Raw genomic sequence first — 17,151 nt, 5'->3', positions numbered from 1 at the left:
GGTTTGCCCTAAGTATAAGAGCAAATTTTCCCTTTGCCGGAAACGGGATGGCAATCAAGACAATCAGGGCAGGACTTTTGCCGACAAAATGACCACCGGCTTGACGGGAACATTCTGGTAAGGCCCGACATCTTTGGTTGGCACCTGAGAGATTTTGTCCACGACGTCCTGGCCCTTCACGATCTTACCAAAGACGGCGTAGCCAAAATCGCGCTGACCATGATCCAGAAAGGCGTTGTCAGCGACGTTCAGAAAGAACTGGCTGGTGGCGCTGTCTTTGTCGGAGGTGCGCGCCATGGAGATGGTGCCGCGCAGGTTGCGCAGACCATTATCCGCTTCATTTTTGATCGGCGCATTGGTTTGTTTTTGCTGCATTTCATTGGTAAAGCCACCGCCCTGAATCATAAAACCCGGGATAACGCGGTGAAAAATCGTGTTGTTGTAAAAACCACTGTTAACGTAATCAACGAAGTTTTTAACGGAGATCGGTGCTTTTTGATTATTCAGTTCGAGTTCGATGTTACCGGCAGAAGTGGTCAGCAGGACATGCGTATCACCTTTGGCCGCTAAAGCTGAGGCAGAAACAGAAGAGAGCGCTAACAGGGCAACTGCCGCTGTCAAAGTACGTTTAAACATGAGTAATTCCTTACTTTGGAGAGCTAGCTCAAAAACGATATTGATTGTAAAGAGCATGTAATACAAGAGCCAGCGTTTTACCTATATTTACGCTAAACGCACCCAAAAACGCCTGAAAAAGATTGCTTCCGCTTCGTGACTAAAATCACAGTATTGATGAAATGAATGACAACAGTTTTCACTCTTAGTTTATTAAGATCACGGTTCCGTTTACAATTTCTGCCGCTGCAGCGCTCCCGCTTCCCAACAGGTTCAGAACATGACAAATCGTAATCGTATCGGCCTTACCTGGATTAGCTTTCTTTCCTATGCGCTCACCGGTGCCCTGGTGATTGTCACCGGTATGGTAATGGGTGATATCGCGAAAGATTTCCAGATTCCCATCGACAGTATGGGTAACACCTTCACTTTCCTGAACAGTGGCATCCTGGCTGCCGTTTTCCTTAATGCCTGGTTGATGGTCATTGTGCCGCTCAAACGCCAGTTGATTTTTGGCTTTGTGCTGATGGTATTAGCCGTTATCGGACTGATGACCAGCCGGGATCTGTCGGTATTTTCGCTGTGCATGTTCGTACTGGGCGTCGTCAGTGGTATCACCATGTCGATTGGGACGTTCCTGATTACCCACATGTACGAAGGCCGCCAACGGGGTTCACGCCTGCTGTTCACGGACTCCTTCTTTAGTATGGCTGGCACCATTTTCCCGATTCTGGCCGGCATTTTACTGGCACGTCATCTGCCGTGGTACTGGGTTTACGTCTGCATTGGCGTCATTTACGTCGGTATTTTTATCATGACGTTATTCGTGGAGTTTCCGGTTCTGCGTAAGCCAGAGAACAGCCCAACGGTTGAAAAAGAAAAATGGGGACTGGGCGTACTGTTACTGGCGATTGCCGCCTTATGCTACATTCTTGGCCAGCTCGGCTTTATTTCCTGGGTGCCTGAATATGCCACCAAAGTGATGGGCATGAATATTGATGATGCCGGTCAACTGGTAGGAAGCTTCTGGACCGCTTATATGGTCGGCATGTGGGTATTCAGCTTCCTGCTGCGCTTCTTCGATCTGCAACGTATTCTGATGGTACTGGCAGGACTGGCCACGGTGCTGATGTACTGGTTCGTAAGCAGCCAGGATGCAAGCATGTTGCGGTGGATTATTCTGACGCTGGGCTTCAGCTCAAGCGCGATCTATACCACCATCATTACGCTCGGCTCTCTACAAACCAAAGTCGCGTCTCCCAAGCTGGTTAACTTTATTCTGACCTGTGGCACCGTGGGTACCATGCTGACCTTCGTCGTTACGTCACCCATTGTGAAAAACAGCGGCGTGCACAGCGCGCTGCTAACGGCAAATGGCCTGTACGCCGTGGTGTTTATCATGTGTGCGTTGCTGGGCCTGGTGACCAAACACCGCTCGCACGGTCATATCACGCATTAATCCTCTCAGGGCGGCGGCAACGCGCCGCCCTTTGCTTCAACGCCTGAAGGTCACCGCTTCCCACGTGTCCAGACAGATTTTGCTCTCTGCGGGCTGCGTCGCCGCGATGACCTTTCCACGCCGAAGCGAATAACGCACCGGCACCTGCCGCCTGACCGCATCAAAACCGTTTTCTGCGGGCAGAATGATAAAACTGGCGTCATGACCACGCTGAATACCGTACTCTGCTAAATTCAGCGTGTTGGCACTGTTGCGTGTAATTAGATCGAGCCCGGCATTAATTTGCTCGTACCCCATCAGCTGACACACATGTAATCCCATATGCAGCACCTGAAGCATATTGCCCGTACCCAGCGGATACCAGGGATCGAATACGTCGTCATGGCCAAAACAGACGTTAATCTCCGCCTCCAGCAGCTCTTTCACCCGGGTAATGCCGCGGCGTTTGGGATAGCTGTCAAAGCGACCCTGTAGGTGAATATTCACCAGGGGATTGGCAACAAAGTTGATGCCGGAGAGCTTCAGTAAGCGAAACAGACGAGAAGTATAAGCCCCGTTATACGAGTGCATCGCTGTGGTATGGCTTGCCGTGACGCGCGCACCCATCCCGTCACGGTGTGCCAGCGCGGCAACGGTTTCGACGAAGCGTGACTGCTCATCGTCAATTTCGTCACAGTGCACGTCCACCAGCCTGTCGTAACGGTTGGCCAGCACGAACGCTTTATGCAGGGATTCCACGCCGTACTCCCGCGTGAATTCAAAATGGGGAATCGCGCCGACGACATCCGCGCCGAGTCGCAGCGCTTCTTCAAGTAGCGCTTCGCCATTAGGGTAAGACAGAATGCCTTCCTGCGGGAACGCCACGATTTGAATCGTGATCCAGGGTGCCATCTCCGCTTTCAGTTCCAGCATAGCCTTGAGGGCGGTTAACGTCGGATCGGACACATCCACATGCGTGCGCACAAACTGTATGCCATTCGCGATCTGCCATTTCAGCGTTTGCATCGCGCGCCGTTTTACATCCTCATGACTCAATAAGGCTTTCCGCTCTGCCCAGCGCTCAATACCTTCAAACAGCGTGCCGGACTGATTCCAGGCCGGTTCACCCGCCGTTTGGGTGGTATCCAGGTGAATATGAGGCTCAATAAAAGGCGCGTACGCCAGGCCGCCTTCCGCATCCAGTGCTGCGCCCTCGGCTGACAGCTGCTGAGGCTGCGCCGTGATGCGGGCGATTTTTCCTTCCACGATCTCTATCTGCCACAGCCCTTCCCGGGTGGGCAAACGCAGATTGTTTATCCAGCGAAGTGGTGCTGTTGTCATTCCGGGCTCCTCATGCGTTAAGCGCTGCGAAGTAAAGCTAACACGATCTCTCTGCCCTGCTCCAGATGACTTTATTCGTTATTTAAATCACTTAGCGCGTACGAGGCCGAACCGGTGCCCTGCCTCTGCGGACAGGTCAGGCGCGACAGCAAAAGGTCGGGGACGAATAAGATGACATGATTACCGAAAGCGAAACGCAAGAAGGGTTGGCACACGTTCCGCTCCGTTTGCGCGTGGTACCTGACCGTCATTTTCCTTTGTCGGCAGCGTGGTCAGCCTGCGCCGCCCATTACGCTGGGGGGAAAATCAAAACGGCGAGCCTTCGCTCGCCGTTTGACTTACAACGTTACCGATCAGGGTTGAGAAACAAATCCGACCGCTTCATAGACTTTTTTCAGGGTTTCCTGCGCCTGGGCACGGGCTTTCTGTGCACCGTCACGCATCACCTTTTCCAGCAACGCTTCGTCGTTGCGGAAGCGATGATAACGTTCCTGCAGGTCTGTCAGCATGCCCGATACGGCTTCTGCGACCGCGCCTTTCAGGTGCCCGTACATTTTGCCTTCGAACGCCTGCTCCAGCGTGGTCACCGGCGTACCGGTTACGCCTGACAGGATGTCCAGCAGATTCGAGACGCCCGCTTTCTCTTTAATGTCATAGCGGATAACCGGCGGCTCTTCAGAGTCGGTCATCGCACGCTTAATCTTTTTAACCACCGATTTGGGATCTTCAAGCAGGCCGATCACATTGTTGCGGTTATCATCCGACTTAGACATCTTTTTCGTCGGTTCCAGCAGCGACATCACGCGTGCGCCTGATTTTGGAATGAATGGCTCCGGCACCTTGAAGATATCGCCATACAACGCATTAAACCGGCTCGCAATATCACGGCTCAGCTCAAGATGCTGTTTCTGATCTTCACCCACCGGTACCTGCGCGGTCTGGTAAAGCAGAATGTCGGCAGCCATCAGCACCGGATAACTGAACAAACCCGCGTTGATGTTTTCTTCATAGCGTGAGGATTTGTCTTTGAACTGGGTCATGCGGCTCAGCTCACCGAAATAGGTGTAGCAGTTCAGAATCCAGCTGAGCTGCGTGTGCTCCGGCACATGCGACTGAACAAAGATGGTGCTCTTCTCGGGATCGATGCCGCAGGCCAGATAGAGCGCCAGCGTATCTAAGGTGGCTTTACGCAGTGCAACCGGATCCTGGCGCACGGTGATGGCGTGCAGATCGACGATACAGTAAATGCAGTGGAAATCGTCCTGCATCTGCACCCACTGACGCAGCGCACCCATATAGTTGCCAATGGTCAGTTCGCCGGACGGCTGTGCGCCGCTGAAAACGATGGGTTTGCTCATGCTTATGTCCTGATAAATTACAGCCCGATAGCGGGCAAAAGTTCGTCAAAAGAGTCAAGGGTCAGATCGGGCTGGCTGCTGGCAATGGGTTCACCATAGTTATAGCCAAACGTCATGCCGACATTGGGTACGCCGGCAGACTGCGCGGCCAGAATATCATTGCGTGAATCCCCGACAAACAGCAGTTGTGAGGGCAGCAGCCCCCATTTACCCAACACCAGAAAAATCGCGGCAGGATGCGGTTTTTTAACCACCACATCATCGCCACCAATAATCAACGAAAACGCCTGGTCGATTCCCAGCGATTGCAACAGCGGCGCGACAAACGGCGTCGGCTTATTGGTCACAATCGCCATCGGCATGCCTGTGGCCTGTAACCGTGTCAGCGTCTCTTTGACCTGAGGAAACAGGGTACTGCCCGCCTCCACCGTGCTGGCATAATGTTTGTCAAACAGCACACGCGCATCACGCTGCTCGTCCGGGTGTGGCTCGCGCCCGAGTGCCCAGGTCAGCGCACGGCACATCATAACGTCGGCACCATTCCCAATCCACGTTGATACGCGCGCCACGCCAGCAGCAGGCAACGCCAGGTCTGCCAGCGTCAAATCGATCGCATCCGCCAGCCCCGGCGCGCTGTCGACCAGCGTACCATCCAGGTCAAAGGCCAGCCCACGAATATCAGTGAAATGAGCCATTCGCTTTCTCCAGCTCGTTCCGCATGTCGTCGATCACTTTCTTGTAATCCGGATGGCCAAAGATGGCCGAACCGGCAACGAACATATCTGCACCCGCTGCCGCGATTTGCGCAATGTTATCAATCTTCACACCACCGTCGACTTCAAGGCGAATGCTGTAGCCGCTCTGATCAATCCGCTTGCGCGCTTCACGAAGCTTGTCGAGCGTGCCGGGGATAAATGACTGACCACCAAAGCCGGGGTTCACCGACATCAGCAAAATGATGTCCAGTTTATCCATCACATAGTCGAGGTAGCTGAGCGGAGTGGCAGGATTAAAGACCAGGCCTGCTTTGCAACCGTGCTCTTTGATTAACTGCAGCGTGCGGTCAACGTGCTCGCTCGCTTCGGGGTGGAACGTGATGTAGGTCGCGCCAGCCTTGGCAAACTCGGGGATTAACGCGTCCACTGGCTTCACCATGAGATGCACATCGATCGGGGCTGTGATGCCATAGTCACGCAGCGCTTTCAACACCATCGGTCCCATTGTCAGATTCGGCACGTAGTGGTTGTCCATTACGTCGAAGTGAACCACGTCGCCTCCGGCCGCCAGTGCCTTCGCGGTGTCTTCACCCAGGCGAGCAAAGTCTGCCGAAAGGATGGAAGGGGCCAGCAAATATTGTTTCATCCGATTCTCCACTGTTGTGCGCCAGCATGATGGCTGGCGTAGTACCCTGGTCGCGGACGAAACAGACTAGCTATAGAGTGCCAGCAGTTCGTCGACCTTGGTGCGACCGGTTATGCTTCGGCTAATAGAACGCCGGACTTTGACCACATGTAACACGGCATCCTGATACCAGCAACGCGTCAGTTCCGTATCATGGTTAGAAATCAGGACCGGAATTTGACTCTCAGACGCCAGCTTTGCGGCCAGTTGCGCCAGATGCTGCTGCTCATGCAGGCTAAAACTGTTGGTGTGGTAAGCCGTGAAGTTAGCCGTTGCGGACAGCGGCGCGTACGGCGGATCACAATATACCACAGAGCCTTTTTGGGCATTGTTCAGGGTAACATCGTAGGATTCACAGACAAACGTCGCCTTTTGCGCCCGTTCGGCAAACCAGAGCAGCTCGGCTTCCGGGAAGTAAGGTTTACGATAGCGCCCAAACGGCACATTGAACTCACCACGCAGATTGTAGCGGCACAGGCCGTTGTAGCAGTGGCGATTCAGATAGAGGAACAGCAGCGCACGCTGATAAGCGTCATGACTGAGGTTAAACTCCGTGCGCAGTTGGTAATAACGGATTTCGCTGTTTGTTTCGCTGGTAAACAGTAAACGCGCATCGCGAATAAAATCCGACGTGCGCGTTTTGACAATATTGTAGAGATTGATGAGATCGTTGTTGATGTCGGCCAGATGATAGCGATCAAAATCGGTGTTAAGAAACACGGAGCCCGCGCCAACGAAGGGTTCGATCAGGCAATCACCTTGCGGCAAATGACGGTGGATCTCTTCGACTAAGGGAAATTTTCCCCCCGCCCATTTCAAAAAAGCGCGATTTTTTTTCATGCTGTCGTGGTAATTACATCTTATTGTGAGGCTGTGGTTGAACCGACAGCAGATCTGCGCTTAAAACAGGGCCCGCATGGGCAGGCCCCACATCACTTATTGACTGGCTTCTTTCCTGACCTGACTGACCGGTTTCACCCAGGGATTCTGTGCACGTACCTCTGCAGGCAATGTCGCAACGGCACGCTTTGCGTCGGCCGGCGTGGCGTAAGAACCACTGACCAGCACATACCAGGGTTGACCATTGCGCGTGGTTTTATACACATGGTACGCACTCAGGTTTTGCTTCTTCGCCCAGGCATTCAGGCTTTCCGCTTTAGATGCGCCGCTCAACTGCAACGTGTAGTTGCCGCCCGGTACTGATTTGCTGGCCGTAGCGCTACTGCCCGCCGCTTTTGCCGGCGCGTTATTCACGGAGGAGTGCGCTGGCGTTGTGTGGGTTTTATGCTCGCTGGCTGCGGGTTTAGACGCCGTTCTGGCAGGCTCACGCGTATGACGCGGCGTGACGGGTGCCTGCGCGGCGTTTTGACGACCTGTAGCGGGAAGACTCGCCGCTGCACCTGCTTTCCCGCTCACCGTAGCGGGTGCGGTCGGCAGAGAACTGCTGCCTTCTGCACCCTGTGCGGCGCCATCCACCTGCTGTTGCTGGTTGGTCAATGCGCTGTTCAGGTCGCCGGGTAATGTAATGCGTTGCTGATTAGCCGGGGTTTCAACCGGGGCTGCCTGCGTGGGTGTGGATGCAACCGGTGGCATGGAAATATCACGTGGCGCATTTGTCGCCCCCGCTGCCGGTTCCGCTCCTGCTGCATTCGGAGTGCCGGTGGAAGGCTGTGCTGTTCCCGTGGCGTTCTGACCGCCGCTCATGGCGGTGGAGCCGCTGAGATCAATATTTTTTCCGTTGCCCGATCCTGCGGCCCCGCTGGTGGCGGTGCCTTTGTCAGTAGAGGACGACGCGGATTTGCTGTCGTCAGCGCCGTTGAGCGCTGAGCCAATGCCCAGCACGAGCAGCAGCAACACAAGGATACCGACGCCCATCATGACGTGCTGGCGCGAGACCGGAGCTTTCGTCGCAGAGGACGATTTACGTGGGCGCGAGGGACGACGGTCACTGGCGTCAGGTTTTAACTCATCATCCGGTTTGAACTCATCCATTTTGCCTCCTCCGTAAAGCGGCCGTTCGCACTGCGCACCCGCGCGTCGCGTCACCACTTACCTGCTGAATATCAAGATTTCTGGCAGTCATTAATTGCCGCCATCACCATATCATGAGCCACGCCACCACGCACTTCAGCGCGGCCTATCGCCAAAGGCAGTATCAGACGTAATTCGCCCGCCAGCACTTTTTTATCGCGCATCATATGGGGCAAATAGTCTTCGGCCTGCATCTCAACCGGGCCGTGTACCGGCAAACCGGCGCGCTGCAGTAACGCGATAACGCGTTCGCAATCCTGCTCGCTGAACTGACCAAGACGTTGCGCGGTTCGCGCCGCCATCACCATACCAGCGGCAATCGCTTCACCATGCAACCAGTTGCCATAGCCCATATGCGCTTCAATGGCATGGCCAAAAGTATGACCCAGATTCAGTAATGCGCGCTGACCGTTTTCACGCTCATCCGCGGCGACAACCTCGGCTTTCAGCTCACAGCAACGACGGATGCACCAGGCCAGCGCGGCTTCATCCAGCGCCAGAAGGCGGTCAAGATTTTGCTCAAGCCAGTGAAAGAATTCACCGTCCAGAATGATGCCGTATTTAATCACTTCAGCCAGACCGGACGCCAGCTCACGCGGAGGCAGTGACCGGAGACATTCCGTATCAATCACGACCGAAGCGGGCTGGTAAAACGCACCTATCATGTTTTTGCCAAGAGGATGGTTAACCGCCGTTTTTCCGCCAACCGACGAGTCAACCTGAGACAGCAGCGTGGTCGGCACCTGAATGAACCGCACACCACGTTGATAGCTTGCCGCAGCAAAACCGGTAAGATCGCCAATCACGCCCCCACCCAGCGCCACCAGCGTGGTATCGCGCCCGTGGGGCTTTTGCAGGAGGGCGGTAAAAACCTGATCCATCACCGCCAGCGTTTTGTGCTGCTCACCGTCGGGCAAAATCACCTGATCCGTCTTCACTCCCGCCGCCTTTAGCCGCGCCGTGACCTTATCCAGGTAAAGCGGTGCCAGCGTCTCGTTCGTGACCAGCATGGCATTATCACCCGCTTTTAACGGCCAAAAAGAAGCCGGATCATTAAACAGTCCGGCGGCGATAGTGATGGGGTAACTGCGTTCCCCCAATGAAACGGTGATCTTCTCCATGATGCTCGATACCTGTCAAAGAGCTTTCAAACGTTGGATCAACTTTTTTCCAACATGTGGATAATCTGATTCGCCACCACTTTTGCACTTTGATCGTCAGTGCGGATGGTAACATCGGCGATCTCTTCATACAGCGGGTTGCGTTCAGCGGCCAGCGCTTCAAGTACTTCACGCGGTGGCGACTCGACCTGCAGTAAGGGGCGTTTTTTGTCACGCTGCGTACGTGCCAGTTGTTTCTCAATAGTGGTTTCAAGATAAACCACGACGCCGCGGGCGGAGAGACGATTACGTGTTTCCCGGGATTTTACGGAGCCACCGCCGGTCGCCAGGACGATACCCTGCTTCTCGGTCAGTTCATTGATGATTTTTTCTTCACGATCGCGGAAGCCAGCTTCGCCTTCAACGTCAAAAACCCAGCCCACATCCGCTCCGGTGCGTCGCTCAATTTCCTGATCGGAATCGAAGAACTCCATATTGAGTTGCTGAGCCAACTGACGGCCAATAGTGCTTTTGCCGGCACCCATCGGCCCAACCAGAAAGATATTGCGTTTCTCTGCCATTTTGTCGGTATTACTAAGAATTCGTTAATGATACCCCGCTTTCAGCATTTTACTGGCGGGACAGGAACTGAGACCTCATGAGCGTTAGCAAGAGTCAGACGAAAAATTATCTCAACACTCAAGGCTGTTTGGCAACCGATTATATTGCTTACAGCACATCCATTTCTGAATTGGCCTGTTGTTCGCGAAACTGTAAGGCGTCAGTAAAGCGTTGTGACATGACTGCGTACAGAGGAATTCGCTCATCTGCTTGCCGGGTTCTTCCAACTCAGACGCTTACAACGTGTTAAAAATCGCTAAACCTTGTAAGCTAATTCCTGTCCTGCGTCAACGCAGTTAAACTTTAAGGGCACATTTTCCGTTTTATCGTGCCGTAAGCGCTGCTTCCCTGACCAATCGCGGCGTCATGAAGATCACCAGCTCGCGTTTTTTATGTTCTTCAGCCTGCTGGCGGAATAATCCCCCCACGACAGGCAGACGGCCAAGTAACGGCACCTGCGTTTGTCCCTGAGTGCGCTGCTGATGGAAAATACCGCCCAGGGCCAGTGTTTGCCCGTCGTTAACCGTCACCTGCGTTTCCATTTCCTGCTTATCAATCGACAGCACCTGCGAGGCGCTGGTCTGAACCACGCGCCCCGGCACGTTCTGGCTGATACGTATTTTCAACTGAATGCGGCCATTGCCTAAAACGGTGGGCGTGACTTCCATGCCCAGCACCGCTTCTTTGAATTCGATACTGGTTGCGCCGCTGTTACCGGCTGAGACTTCATAAGGGATTTCGGTGCCCTGTTTAATCGACGCGGTTTGCTGATGCGACGTAAAAAGCCGTGGGCTGGCGATGATTTCAACCTGGTTTTCCTGCTCCAGCGCACTGAGCTCCAGATCCAGCACTCTGCCGCCTGTCCGCGACAACGTGACGCCCAGCGAAACAGCGGGCGAGCTCAGCCCCAGGGGAATAGCCAGAAGCGGGTGATGTAAAGCCCGGCTGAGGCTTTCACTATCCTCAGACAGTCGCCAGTTGACGCCCAGCTCATGCAGATTCTCTTCACTAATCGTCACGATATGGGCCGCCAGCTCAACCTGTTCCAGCGGCACATCCAGCGCCTGAATCCAGCGCTCCGTGTCTTGCAGCGCCGGTTCAATGTCGCGTAGCAACAGGCTGTTGGTGCGCGTGTCCACAGAGGCGCTCCCGCGCGATGTCATAAGCGACTGGCGTTCCCCTTGCAGGCTGCGGTGCACCTCACTGGCACTGGCATAGAGCAGGTTGATCCTGCGCTGCATTAAAGGACGCTGCTGACGCGCTTCCGCCTGTTGTACCTTTTCTGCTTCGCGCCGCTGCTGCTGCCAGCGCTCGGGATAAACCAGCAGAACGTTATCTTCTTCCAGCACAGTCAGTTGCGCCATCCGCGCGACCAGCGACAGTGCCTGTTGCCAGGAGACGTTGTCCAGCCGCAGTGACAGCGTTCCGTTAACCTCAGGGGAGATCATCAGGTTGATCTGCTGGTAATCAGCCAGCGCCTGTAAAATGCGCTCAATCGGCGCATCATCAAACGCGAGGCTCAGGCCCTCATCAGGGCTGGCGTGAGCGGGGATTTGGCAAAACAGCAGGAGTGTCAGAATCGCTATCCTTATCATGCAGGCGTCCTTTGAGATGAAACGTGAAACGTTGGGCCGGGCAACTGCCCGGAATAAATAGCCGAAGCGAACGGGAAGTAAACCGGAGGGTTTGCCAGGGGAACAACGGAAAAGGCTGGTCGCTCAGGACGTGGACGGATTTGCCCTGTGGCGTCAGTAGCCAGCCCTGGAACCGGGGAGCACGACCAATGATGCCCTGCAAACGCCATTCGCTGAGAGGTTCAACCTCCGCCAGGCAGGCCGCGCCAGGAAGGGGACGAAACGGATCGCGTTCCTGCGCAACGCCAGCGCCACAGCTGAGTAACAGCAGAACAACACTAATGGGTTTCATCAGCGTCCAGCCAGAGTTGCGCCACCAGATAGTCAGAATGAGCGGTTAACTGAAAGCGATCAGGAAACGCCGTTGCAGACGTTGAAAGCGCAGAAAACAACGGCGGAAACTGGGCCCATTGCAGATGAAAAGTGAGGGCTCGAGGCTGTTCATCGGGCAGCCACTGCTCAAGCGCTGCACCCCGTTCTGCGATGATCGCCTCCAGCGTCGATGACGCGGCTGGCTTTTCCATCTGAATCTGCTGAAGTTGTGCCTGTAAAACAGTAAGGGCGGGATAGCGGGCAAACTGTCGCTGCAGCTGTTGCAGGTGCACCTGCTGCTGCACGCATTGATGCCTGGCATCAGCCAGCACCCGTTTTTGCGGCTGTAGCACGGTCCACCAGGCCACACACAGCAGGCAGACCGCGCCCGCCAACAGGCTGCCATAACGCAGCGGTGGAGCTAACCGCATCCAGTGCCTGGTAAGGCTACTCACTAGTCGCCTCCTTAAGGCGAATATGCAAGACGAAGCGATACTCCCCTTCAGGCTGGCGTTGCACATTGCCTTGTTTGATCTGTGAAAACAGCGCCACATCGCTTAAGCGCTGACGAAAGGCGCGAATCTCCTGCATATGCTGCGCTTTGCCCTCCAGTTGTAACGACGTTTCCCGTTTATCCAGTCGCGTTAACCACAGCCCGTCAGGCAGCAAAGCAGGCAACGCAAGCCAGAGTTGCTGCCAGACCTGAAACTGCCTGCTCTGCTGGTGCAGCCAGTGGCGGCGCCGCTGCGCCTCATCCAGTTGTTTCAGCAGTCGCTGTTGCTGCACCACCTGCTGTTCAGCGGCCTTAAGGGCATGACTGAGGCCGACATGCTGACGCTGAACCCGTCTGAGCGCCTTATGGTTCCGCCAGCACTGTCCTGCCACCAGCAGCACGACCAGTCCTGACGTGACAGCCAGCATACGTAAGCTCTGACGCCGTTGACGCTGCCAGCGCCAGTGCCGCCAGGGAAGAAGGTTCACAGCGACCATCAGCAATCCTCTTTCCGCAACGCCAGCCCGGCGGCCAGGACGAAGGCCCCCGGATGCGCGGGCAAAGGTGGCTGTTGATAGCGAAATGTTTGCAGGGGAGAGAACGGCACCGTGTCAGCCGGCGGCAATGCGTTATCGGCATCACAATAATAAAGCGACGTCACGTGGGGAAAAGCCTGCTCACGTAGCGCGTCAAAACCGCCCTCTCCGGCAAAAAGTGCGGCGTTGACGCCATCGCTCCACAGGTAACGTGCATCCTGACGTAAAACCACTACACTTCCCGCAGCCAGTTGCGCCTGTTCTGCGACGATGTTGAGTGCGTTCGTCGCCAGTTCAAACACAGAGCATTTAAGGCCGGCCTGCTCCAGCGGTGTCCGCCACTGCGTAACGACATCCCGCCGTGCAGCCGTGACGCTTAGCCGTTCCAGCATGGGATCGACACGGTAATCCAGGGCCAGTTCACTGGGGTCCACCGGGAAAAGACGCTGAGCGGATGCCCGGACAAAGCGGCCCAGTGCGGGTTCTTTTAAGGGCGGATCAGGCAGAGAAAGCGGTTGCTGTAGTGCCAGGTGCGCGGGAAGACAGACCCGTAACGTATAGCGCCGTGGTAACACCTTACGCCACTGGCTTAATACAGACAGCAATGCAGGGGAAGATTGCAGCACACCGTTTCTTAACGTATCTTGCGGCAGCCGTTGCTGCCACCAGTGGCATAATTGCCAACCCCGGCGACGACGCAGGATGGCAAGGGCACAGCACTGCCGGTTCTGAATATCCAGTCCAATTTGCCAGGTGTGAAAAGCCATGCGCGCGATCTCCTTATCGTCCGGAAAAATGGACATATCAAAGCGTCTGGCTTGCCTTTATACTACTGCGCGGTTGCTTATAAACTGCCCAAACGACAACAGATGGGAAATCTCAGGTGAAGTTCGTAAAGTATTTATTAATCCTTGCAGTGTGTTGCATCTTGCTGGGAGCTGGCTCGATTTATGGTTTGTACAAATATATAGAGCCCCAGTTACCCGACGTTAACACACTGAAAGATGTGCGTTTGCAAACCCCTATGCAGGTTTACAGCGCCGACGGCGATCTTATCGCCCAGTATGGTGAAATGCGCCGTATTCCGCTCAGCCTGCAGCAGGTTCCACCTGACATGGTCCATGCGTTTATTGCGACGGAAGACAGCCGCTTCTATGAGCATCACGGTGTGGATCCCATCGGGATTTTCCGTGCCGCCAGCGTTGCGCTGGTCTCAGGCCATGCGTCCCAGGGGGCCAGTACCATCACGCAGCAACTGGCGCGTAACTTTTTCCTCAGTCCGGAACGCTCCCTGATGCGTAAGGTAAAGGAAGCCTTTCTGGCGATTCGCATTGAGCAGTTGCTGAATAAAGACGAAATTCTTGAGCTTTACCTGAATAAAATCTATCTCGGCTACCGGGCTTATGGCGTTGGCGCAGCCTCGCAGGTGTATTTTGGCAAACCTGTTGGCGAGCTGTCGTTGAGTGAAATGGCGACCATCGCCGGGCTGCCGAAAGCCCCGTCGACCTTTAACCCCCTGTATTCCCACAGTCGTGCTGTCGCCCGGCGCAATGTGGTGCTGGCTCGTATGCTGGACCAGAAATACATCACCCAGCAGCAATATGACGAAGCACGTAATGCGCCGCTGGTCGCCAGCTATCATGGCCCGAAAATCGTCTTCTCCGCGCCCTATCTGACCGAGATGGTGCGCCAGGAAATGGTGAAACGCTATGGCGATAATGCGTATACCGATGGTTACAAGGTTTACACCACCGTGACGCGCCGTCTGCAGGAATCCGCGCAGGAAGCCGTGCAGAACAACGTCATCGCCTACGATATGCGTCACGGCTATCGTGGCCCTACCAGCGTGCTGTGGAAAGTCGGCGAGCCAGCCTGGGGGCAAACGCAGATTGTTAAAGCATTAAAAAATCTGCCTCTGTACGGGCCGCTTCATCCGGCCGTCGTAACGCATGTCCAGAGTGACGAAGCTACCGTCATGATGAAGGATGGCAGCAATGTGTCACTGACGATGGCGGGCGTGCGCTGGGCGCGTGCCTTTAAATCGGACACAGTGCAGGGACCGACACCAAAAAGCATTGCACAGGTGCTTCAGCCGGGCCAGCAGATCTGGGTACGCCAGGTCGGCGATACATGGTGGCTGGGCCAGGTACCGGATGTGAACTCGGCCCTGGTTTCACTGGACCCTAATAACGGTGCGGTTCGCGCACTGGTCGGGGGCTTTGACTTCAACCAGAGCATGTTTAACCGCGCGACTCAGGCGCTGCGCCAGGTGGGTTCAAACATCAAGCCGTTCCTGTATACCGCGGCGATGGATCGCGGGTTAACGCTGGCATCCATTCTGAACGACGTACCGATTTCTCGCTGGGATGCCGGTGCCGGTGCGGACTGGCGTCCAAAGAACTCTCCGCCCACTTACGATGGTCCGATTCGTCTGCGTCAGGGGCTGGGGCAGTCTAAAAACGTTGTCATGGTTCGTGCCATGCGTGCAATGGGCGTGGATTACGCCGCAGAGTATCTCCAGCGTTTTGGCTTCCCGGCACAGAATATTGTGCATACCGAATCGCTGGCCCTGGGTGCCGCGTCGTTCACGCCGCTGCAGGTCGTGCGGGGCTATTCGGTCATGGCTAACGGCGGCTTCCTCATCGATCCTTATTTCATCAGTAAGATCGAAAATGAGCAGGGACAGACCGTTTTCGAAGAGAAACCCAGAATTGCCTGTCCGCAGTGCAACTTACCGGTGATCTACGGTGAAACCAAAAAAGCGCTGGCGCTGAATGCGGAAAGCGTTGAGAACGTTGCCCCATCCGCCCCACAGCAAAATCAAGCTGTGCCGCAGCCTGAGCTGGAGCAAGTGCCCGCCCAGCCTCAGCAGGGTGGCGAGCAGCAGTATGCGCCGCACGTGATTAACACACCGCTGTCCTTCCTGATCAAAAGCGCACTGAACAGTAATATTTTTGGTGAGCCAGGCTGGATGGGCACCGGCTGGCGTGCCGGACGCGACCTGAAACGTAATGATATCGGCGGGAAAACAGGGACGACTAACAGCTCCAAAGATGCCTGGTTCTCGGGTTACGGCCCGGGCGTGGTGACCTCGGTGTGGATCGGCTTCGATGATGCGCGTCGCGATCTGGGTCGCAGTACGCTTTCTGGTGCCATTCCCGATCAGATTTCGGGCTATGAAGGCGGGGCGAAGAGTGCACAGCCTGCATGGGATGACTTTATGAAGGTGGCCCTTGAAGGTGTTCCTGTTCAGCCGTTAACGCCGCCTGAGGGCATTGTTACCGTGACCATTGACCGCAGTACGGGCAAGCTGGCCAATGGCGGAGGAAACACACGTCAGGAGTACTTTATCAACGGAACACAGCCAACCGAATATTCGGTTCATGATGCAGGTACGACCATTATGGACAATGGCGAAAGTCACGAACTGTTCTGATAAACGTGAGAGGCGGCCTGGCCGCCTCTCCGCTTTTTACCGCCCGGAAATCTGGTGCTCAATCAGTAATGCAGACGGCCCTGCTTCACCAGCCACTCACGCACCATAAACAACGCACTGACGTTGCGCGCTTCGCGGAAATCAGGCTCCTGCAGTAACGCCAGCATGTTGCTTAACGGCCAACGGTGGACCACCAGCGGCTCAGGCTCATCCCCTTCCAGCTTCTCCTGGTAAAGCCCTTCTGCAACCACGATGTTCATCTTGCTGGAAAAATAGGACGGTGCCATCGTCAGTTTACCCAGCATAGTTAACTGGCCAGCCCCGAATCCCGCTTCCTCTTTCAGTTCACGGTCGGCCGCCTGATTGACCGTTTCACCCGGATCGATTAAGCCTTTTGGAAAGCCCAGTTCATAGCTTTCCAGGCCCACGGCATACTCTTCGATCAGAATCAGATGATCATCAATAATGGGCACAATCATGACTGCCTCGCGTTCCGACGGTTTCATGCGTTCATAAATGCGCCGGGCGCCATTGCTGAAGGCCAGGTCGACCGCTTCGACAGTAAACAACCGTGAACGTGCTACGGTTTCTACATTGAGGATGTCAGGTTTTTTTAACGACTTTTTCATATCAGCCTCAAACTTGCTGCGCCAGCACTCCGTAGCGAATTAGCATACCTAACCGTGGAGCATTGTGCGACTCAATGACGTCATCCGGTTACGCAGCCCACGTTTTCTCTATGCAATAACGGCTCTATTTCGGGCACAAAAAATTTGCGTTAGTCAATATCTGCCTTCAAAATTCAGACAATGCCGATACAATACTATGTGCATGA

General features: G+C 55.0%; 17 protein-coding genes. 2 read left to right on the top strand and 15 right to left on the bottom strand.

All coding sequences use genetic code 11. The annotated features are described in order from the left end of the window. Positions 1-63 precede the first annotated feature (63 nt). Positions 64-636 carry a peptidylprolyl isomerase A gene (ppiA, locus tag RAC65_RS13590; RefSeq protein WP_033741562.1) on the bottom strand — a complete coding sequence of 191 codons (573 nt, stop codon included), beginning with the start codon at positions 634-636 and terminating at the stop codon, positions 64-66. 259 nt (positions 637-895) lie between these two features. Here ppiA and tsgA point away from each other — a divergent pair, with 259 nt between their 5' ends. Next, positions 896-2,074: an MFS transporter TsgA gene (tsgA, locus tag RAC65_RS13585; protein ID WP_006120993.1), complete on the top strand. Its 1,179-nt coding sequence runs from the start codon at positions 896-898 to the stop codon at positions 2,072-2,074. Positions 2,075-2,110: 36 nt separating this feature from the next. Here the strand turns inward: tsgA and RAC65_RS13580 are convergent, their stop codons facing one another. From RAC65_RS13580 to pilM, 13 genes are all read right to left on the bottom strand, one after another. Then, positions 2,111-3,394 carry a cytosine deaminase gene (locus RAC65_RS13580; RefSeq protein ID WP_205953746.1) on the bottom strand — a complete coding sequence of 428 codons (1,284 nt, stop codon included), beginning with the start codon at positions 3,392-3,394 and terminating at the stop codon, positions 2,111-2,113. 353 nt (positions 3,395-3,747) lie between these two features. After that, complete coding sequence (gene trpS / locus RAC65_RS13575; RefSeq protein WP_006120995.1) at positions 3,748-4,752, bottom strand: tryptophan--tRNA ligase; 1,005 nt, start codon at positions 4,750-4,752, stop codon at positions 3,748-3,750. 17 nt (positions 4,753-4,769) lie between these two features. Further along, positions 4,770-5,447: a phosphoglycolate phosphatase gene (locus tag RAC65_RS13570; protein ID WP_006120996.1), complete on the bottom strand. Its 678-nt coding sequence runs from the start codon at positions 5,445-5,447 to the stop codon at positions 4,770-4,772. Then, complete coding sequence (gene rpe, locus RAC65_RS13565) at positions 5,431-6,114, bottom strand: ribulose-phosphate 3-epimerase (RefSeq protein ID WP_006120997.1); 684 nt, start codon at positions 6,112-6,114, stop codon at positions 5,431-5,433. The genes RAC65_RS13570 and rpe overlap by 17 nt, the downstream gene beginning before the upstream one ends. A 66-nt stretch (positions 6,115-6,180) precedes the next feature. Further along, the gene (gene dam, locus RAC65_RS13560; protein WP_058708596.1) at positions 6,181-6,993 is read right to left on the bottom strand and encodes an adenine-specific DNA-methyltransferase; all 813 of its coding nucleotides are present in this window, start codon (positions 6,991-6,993) and stop codon (positions 6,181-6,183) included. A gap of 96 nt (positions 6,994-7,089) precedes the next feature. Continuing rightward, entirely contained in the window at positions 7,090-8,145 is a 1,056-nt protein-coding gene (locus tag RAC65_RS13555; RefSeq protein WP_033741569.1) for an SPOR domain-containing protein, read from the bottom strand. A gap of 71 nt (positions 8,146-8,216) precedes the next feature. Continuing rightward, the gene (aroB, locus tag RAC65_RS13550) at positions 8,217-9,305 is read right to left on the bottom strand and encodes a 3-dehydroquinate synthase (protein ID WP_054632975.1); all 1,089 of its coding nucleotides are present in this window, start codon (positions 9,303-9,305) and stop codon (positions 8,217-8,219) included. Positions 9,306-9,343: 38 nt separating this feature from the next. After that, positions 9,344-9,865 carry a shikimate kinase AroK gene (aroK, locus tag RAC65_RS13545; protein WP_033741572.1) on the bottom strand — a complete coding sequence of 174 codons (522 nt, stop codon included), beginning with the start codon at positions 9,863-9,865 and terminating at the stop codon, positions 9,344-9,346. Positions 9,866-10,228: 363 nt separating this feature from the next. Beyond that, positions 10,229-11,500: a DNA uptake porin HofQ gene (gene hofQ, locus RAC65_RS13540; protein ID WP_133745866.1), complete on the bottom strand. Its 1,272-nt coding sequence runs from the start codon at positions 11,498-11,500 to the stop codon at positions 10,229-10,231. After that, on the bottom strand, positions 11,436-11,831 hold the full coding sequence (locus tag RAC65_RS13535; RefSeq protein WP_375096806.1) for a HofP DNA utilization family protein: 396 nt from the start codon (positions 11,829-11,831) through the stop codon (positions 11,436-11,438). Before RAC65_RS13535 ends, hofQ begins: the two co-directional genes overlap by 65 nt. Then, complete coding sequence (gene gspM, locus RAC65_RS13530) at positions 11,818-12,306, bottom strand: type II secretion system protein GspM (protein WP_375096805.1); 489 nt, start codon at positions 12,304-12,306, stop codon at positions 11,818-11,820. The genes RAC65_RS13535 and gspM overlap by 14 nt, the downstream gene beginning before the upstream one ends. Continuing rightward, entirely contained in the window at positions 12,299-12,841 is a 543-nt protein-coding gene (locus tag RAC65_RS13525) for a PilN domain-containing protein (RefSeq protein ID WP_375096804.1), read from the bottom strand. Before RAC65_RS13525 ends, gspM begins: the two co-directional genes overlap by 8 nt. After that, entirely contained in the window at positions 12,841-13,647 is an 807-nt protein-coding gene (gene pilM / locus RAC65_RS13520) for a pilus assembly protein PilM (protein ID WP_375096803.1), read from the bottom strand. The genes RAC65_RS13525 and pilM overlap by 1 nt, the downstream gene beginning before the upstream one ends. Positions 13,648-13,763: 116 nt before the next feature. Here pilM and mrcA point away from each other — a divergent pair, with 116 nt between their 5' ends. Continuing rightward, on the top strand, positions 13,764-16,316 hold the full coding sequence (gene mrcA / locus RAC65_RS13515; protein ID WP_039342670.1) for a peptidoglycan glycosyltransferase/peptidoglycan DD-transpeptidase MrcA: 2,553 nt from the start codon (positions 13,764-13,766) through the stop codon (positions 16,314-16,316). Positions 16,317-16,378: 62 nt separating this feature from the next. Here mrcA and nudE read toward each other — a convergent pair whose 3' ends face one another. Then, positions 16,379-16,945 carry an ADP compounds hydrolase NudE gene (nudE, locus tag RAC65_RS13510; RefSeq protein WP_054686903.1) on the bottom strand — a complete coding sequence of 189 codons (567 nt, stop codon included), beginning with the start codon at positions 16,943-16,945 and terminating at the stop codon, positions 16,379-16,381. Between the last annotated feature and the right edge of the window lie 206 nt (positions 16,946-17,151).

It is taken from the genome of Pantoea sp. BS_8 (assembly GCF_041954965.1).
In the GTDB taxonomy this organism is placed as follows: Bacteria; Pseudomonadota; Gammaproteobacteria; order Enterobacterales; family Enterobacteriaceae; genus Pantoea; species Pantoea stewartii.
Note: the sequence above shows the minus strand (reverse complement) of the source record. Positions and strands in the feature narration are given on the sequence as shown.

Excerpts from the sequence above, each read along its gene's own strand:
- trpS (WP_006120995.1), bottom strand. The coding sequence starts at position 4,752 with ATGAGCAAACCCATCGTTTTCAGCGGCGCACAGCCGTCCGGCGAACTG.
- RAC65_RS13525 (WP_375096804.1), bottom strand. The coding sequence starts at position 12,841 with ATGGTCGCTGTGAACCTTCTTCCCTGGCGGCACTGGCGCTGGCAGCGT.
- hofQ (WP_133745866.1), bottom strand. The coding sequence starts at position 11,500 with ATGATAAGGATAGCGATTCTGACACTCCTGCTGTTTTGCCAAATCCCC.
- RAC65_RS13570 (WP_006120996.1), bottom strand. The coding sequence starts at position 5,447 with ATGGCTCATTTCACTGATATTCGTGGGCTGGCCTTTGACCTGGATGGT.
- RAC65_RS13555 (WP_033741569.1), bottom strand. The coding sequence starts at position 8,145 with ATGGATGAGTTCAAACCGGATGATGAGTTAAAACCTGACGCCAGTGAC.
- aroB (WP_054632975.1), bottom strand. The coding sequence starts at position 9,305 with ATGGAGAAGATCACCGTTTCATTGGGGGAACGCAGTTACCCCATCACT.
- aroK (WP_033741572.1), bottom strand. The coding sequence starts at position 9,865 with ATGGCAGAGAAACGCAATATCTTTCTGGTTGGGCCGATGGGTGCCGGC.
- nudE (WP_054686903.1), bottom strand. The coding sequence starts at position 16,945 with ATGAAAAAGTCGTTAAAAAAACCTGACATCCTCAATGTAGAAACCGTA.
- RAC65_RS13580 (WP_205953746.1), bottom strand. The coding sequence starts at position 3,394 with ATGACAACAGCACCACTTCGCTGGATAAACAATCTGCGTTTGCCCACC.
- RAC65_RS13535 (WP_375096806.1), bottom strand. The coding sequence starts at position 11,831 with ATGAAACCCATTAGTGTTGTTCTGCTGTTACTCAGCTGTGGCGCTGGC.
- pilM (WP_375096803.1), bottom strand. The coding sequence starts at position 13,647 with ATGGCTTTTCACACCTGGCAAATTGGACTGGATATTCAGAACCGGCAG.
- ppiA (WP_033741562.1), bottom strand. The coding sequence starts at position 636 with ATGTTTAAACGTACTTTGACAGCGGCAGTTGCCCTGTTAGCGCTCTCT.
- tsgA (WP_006120993.1), top strand. The coding sequence starts at position 896 with ATGACAAATCGTAATCGTATCGGCCTTACCTGGATTAGCTTTCTTTCC.
- rpe (WP_006120997.1), bottom strand. The coding sequence starts at position 6,114 with ATGAAACAATATTTGCTGGCCCCTTCCATCCTTTCGGCAGACTTTGCT.
- dam (WP_058708596.1), bottom strand. The coding sequence starts at position 6,993 with ATGAAAAAAAATCGCGCTTTTTTGAAATGGGCGGGGGGAAAATTTCCC.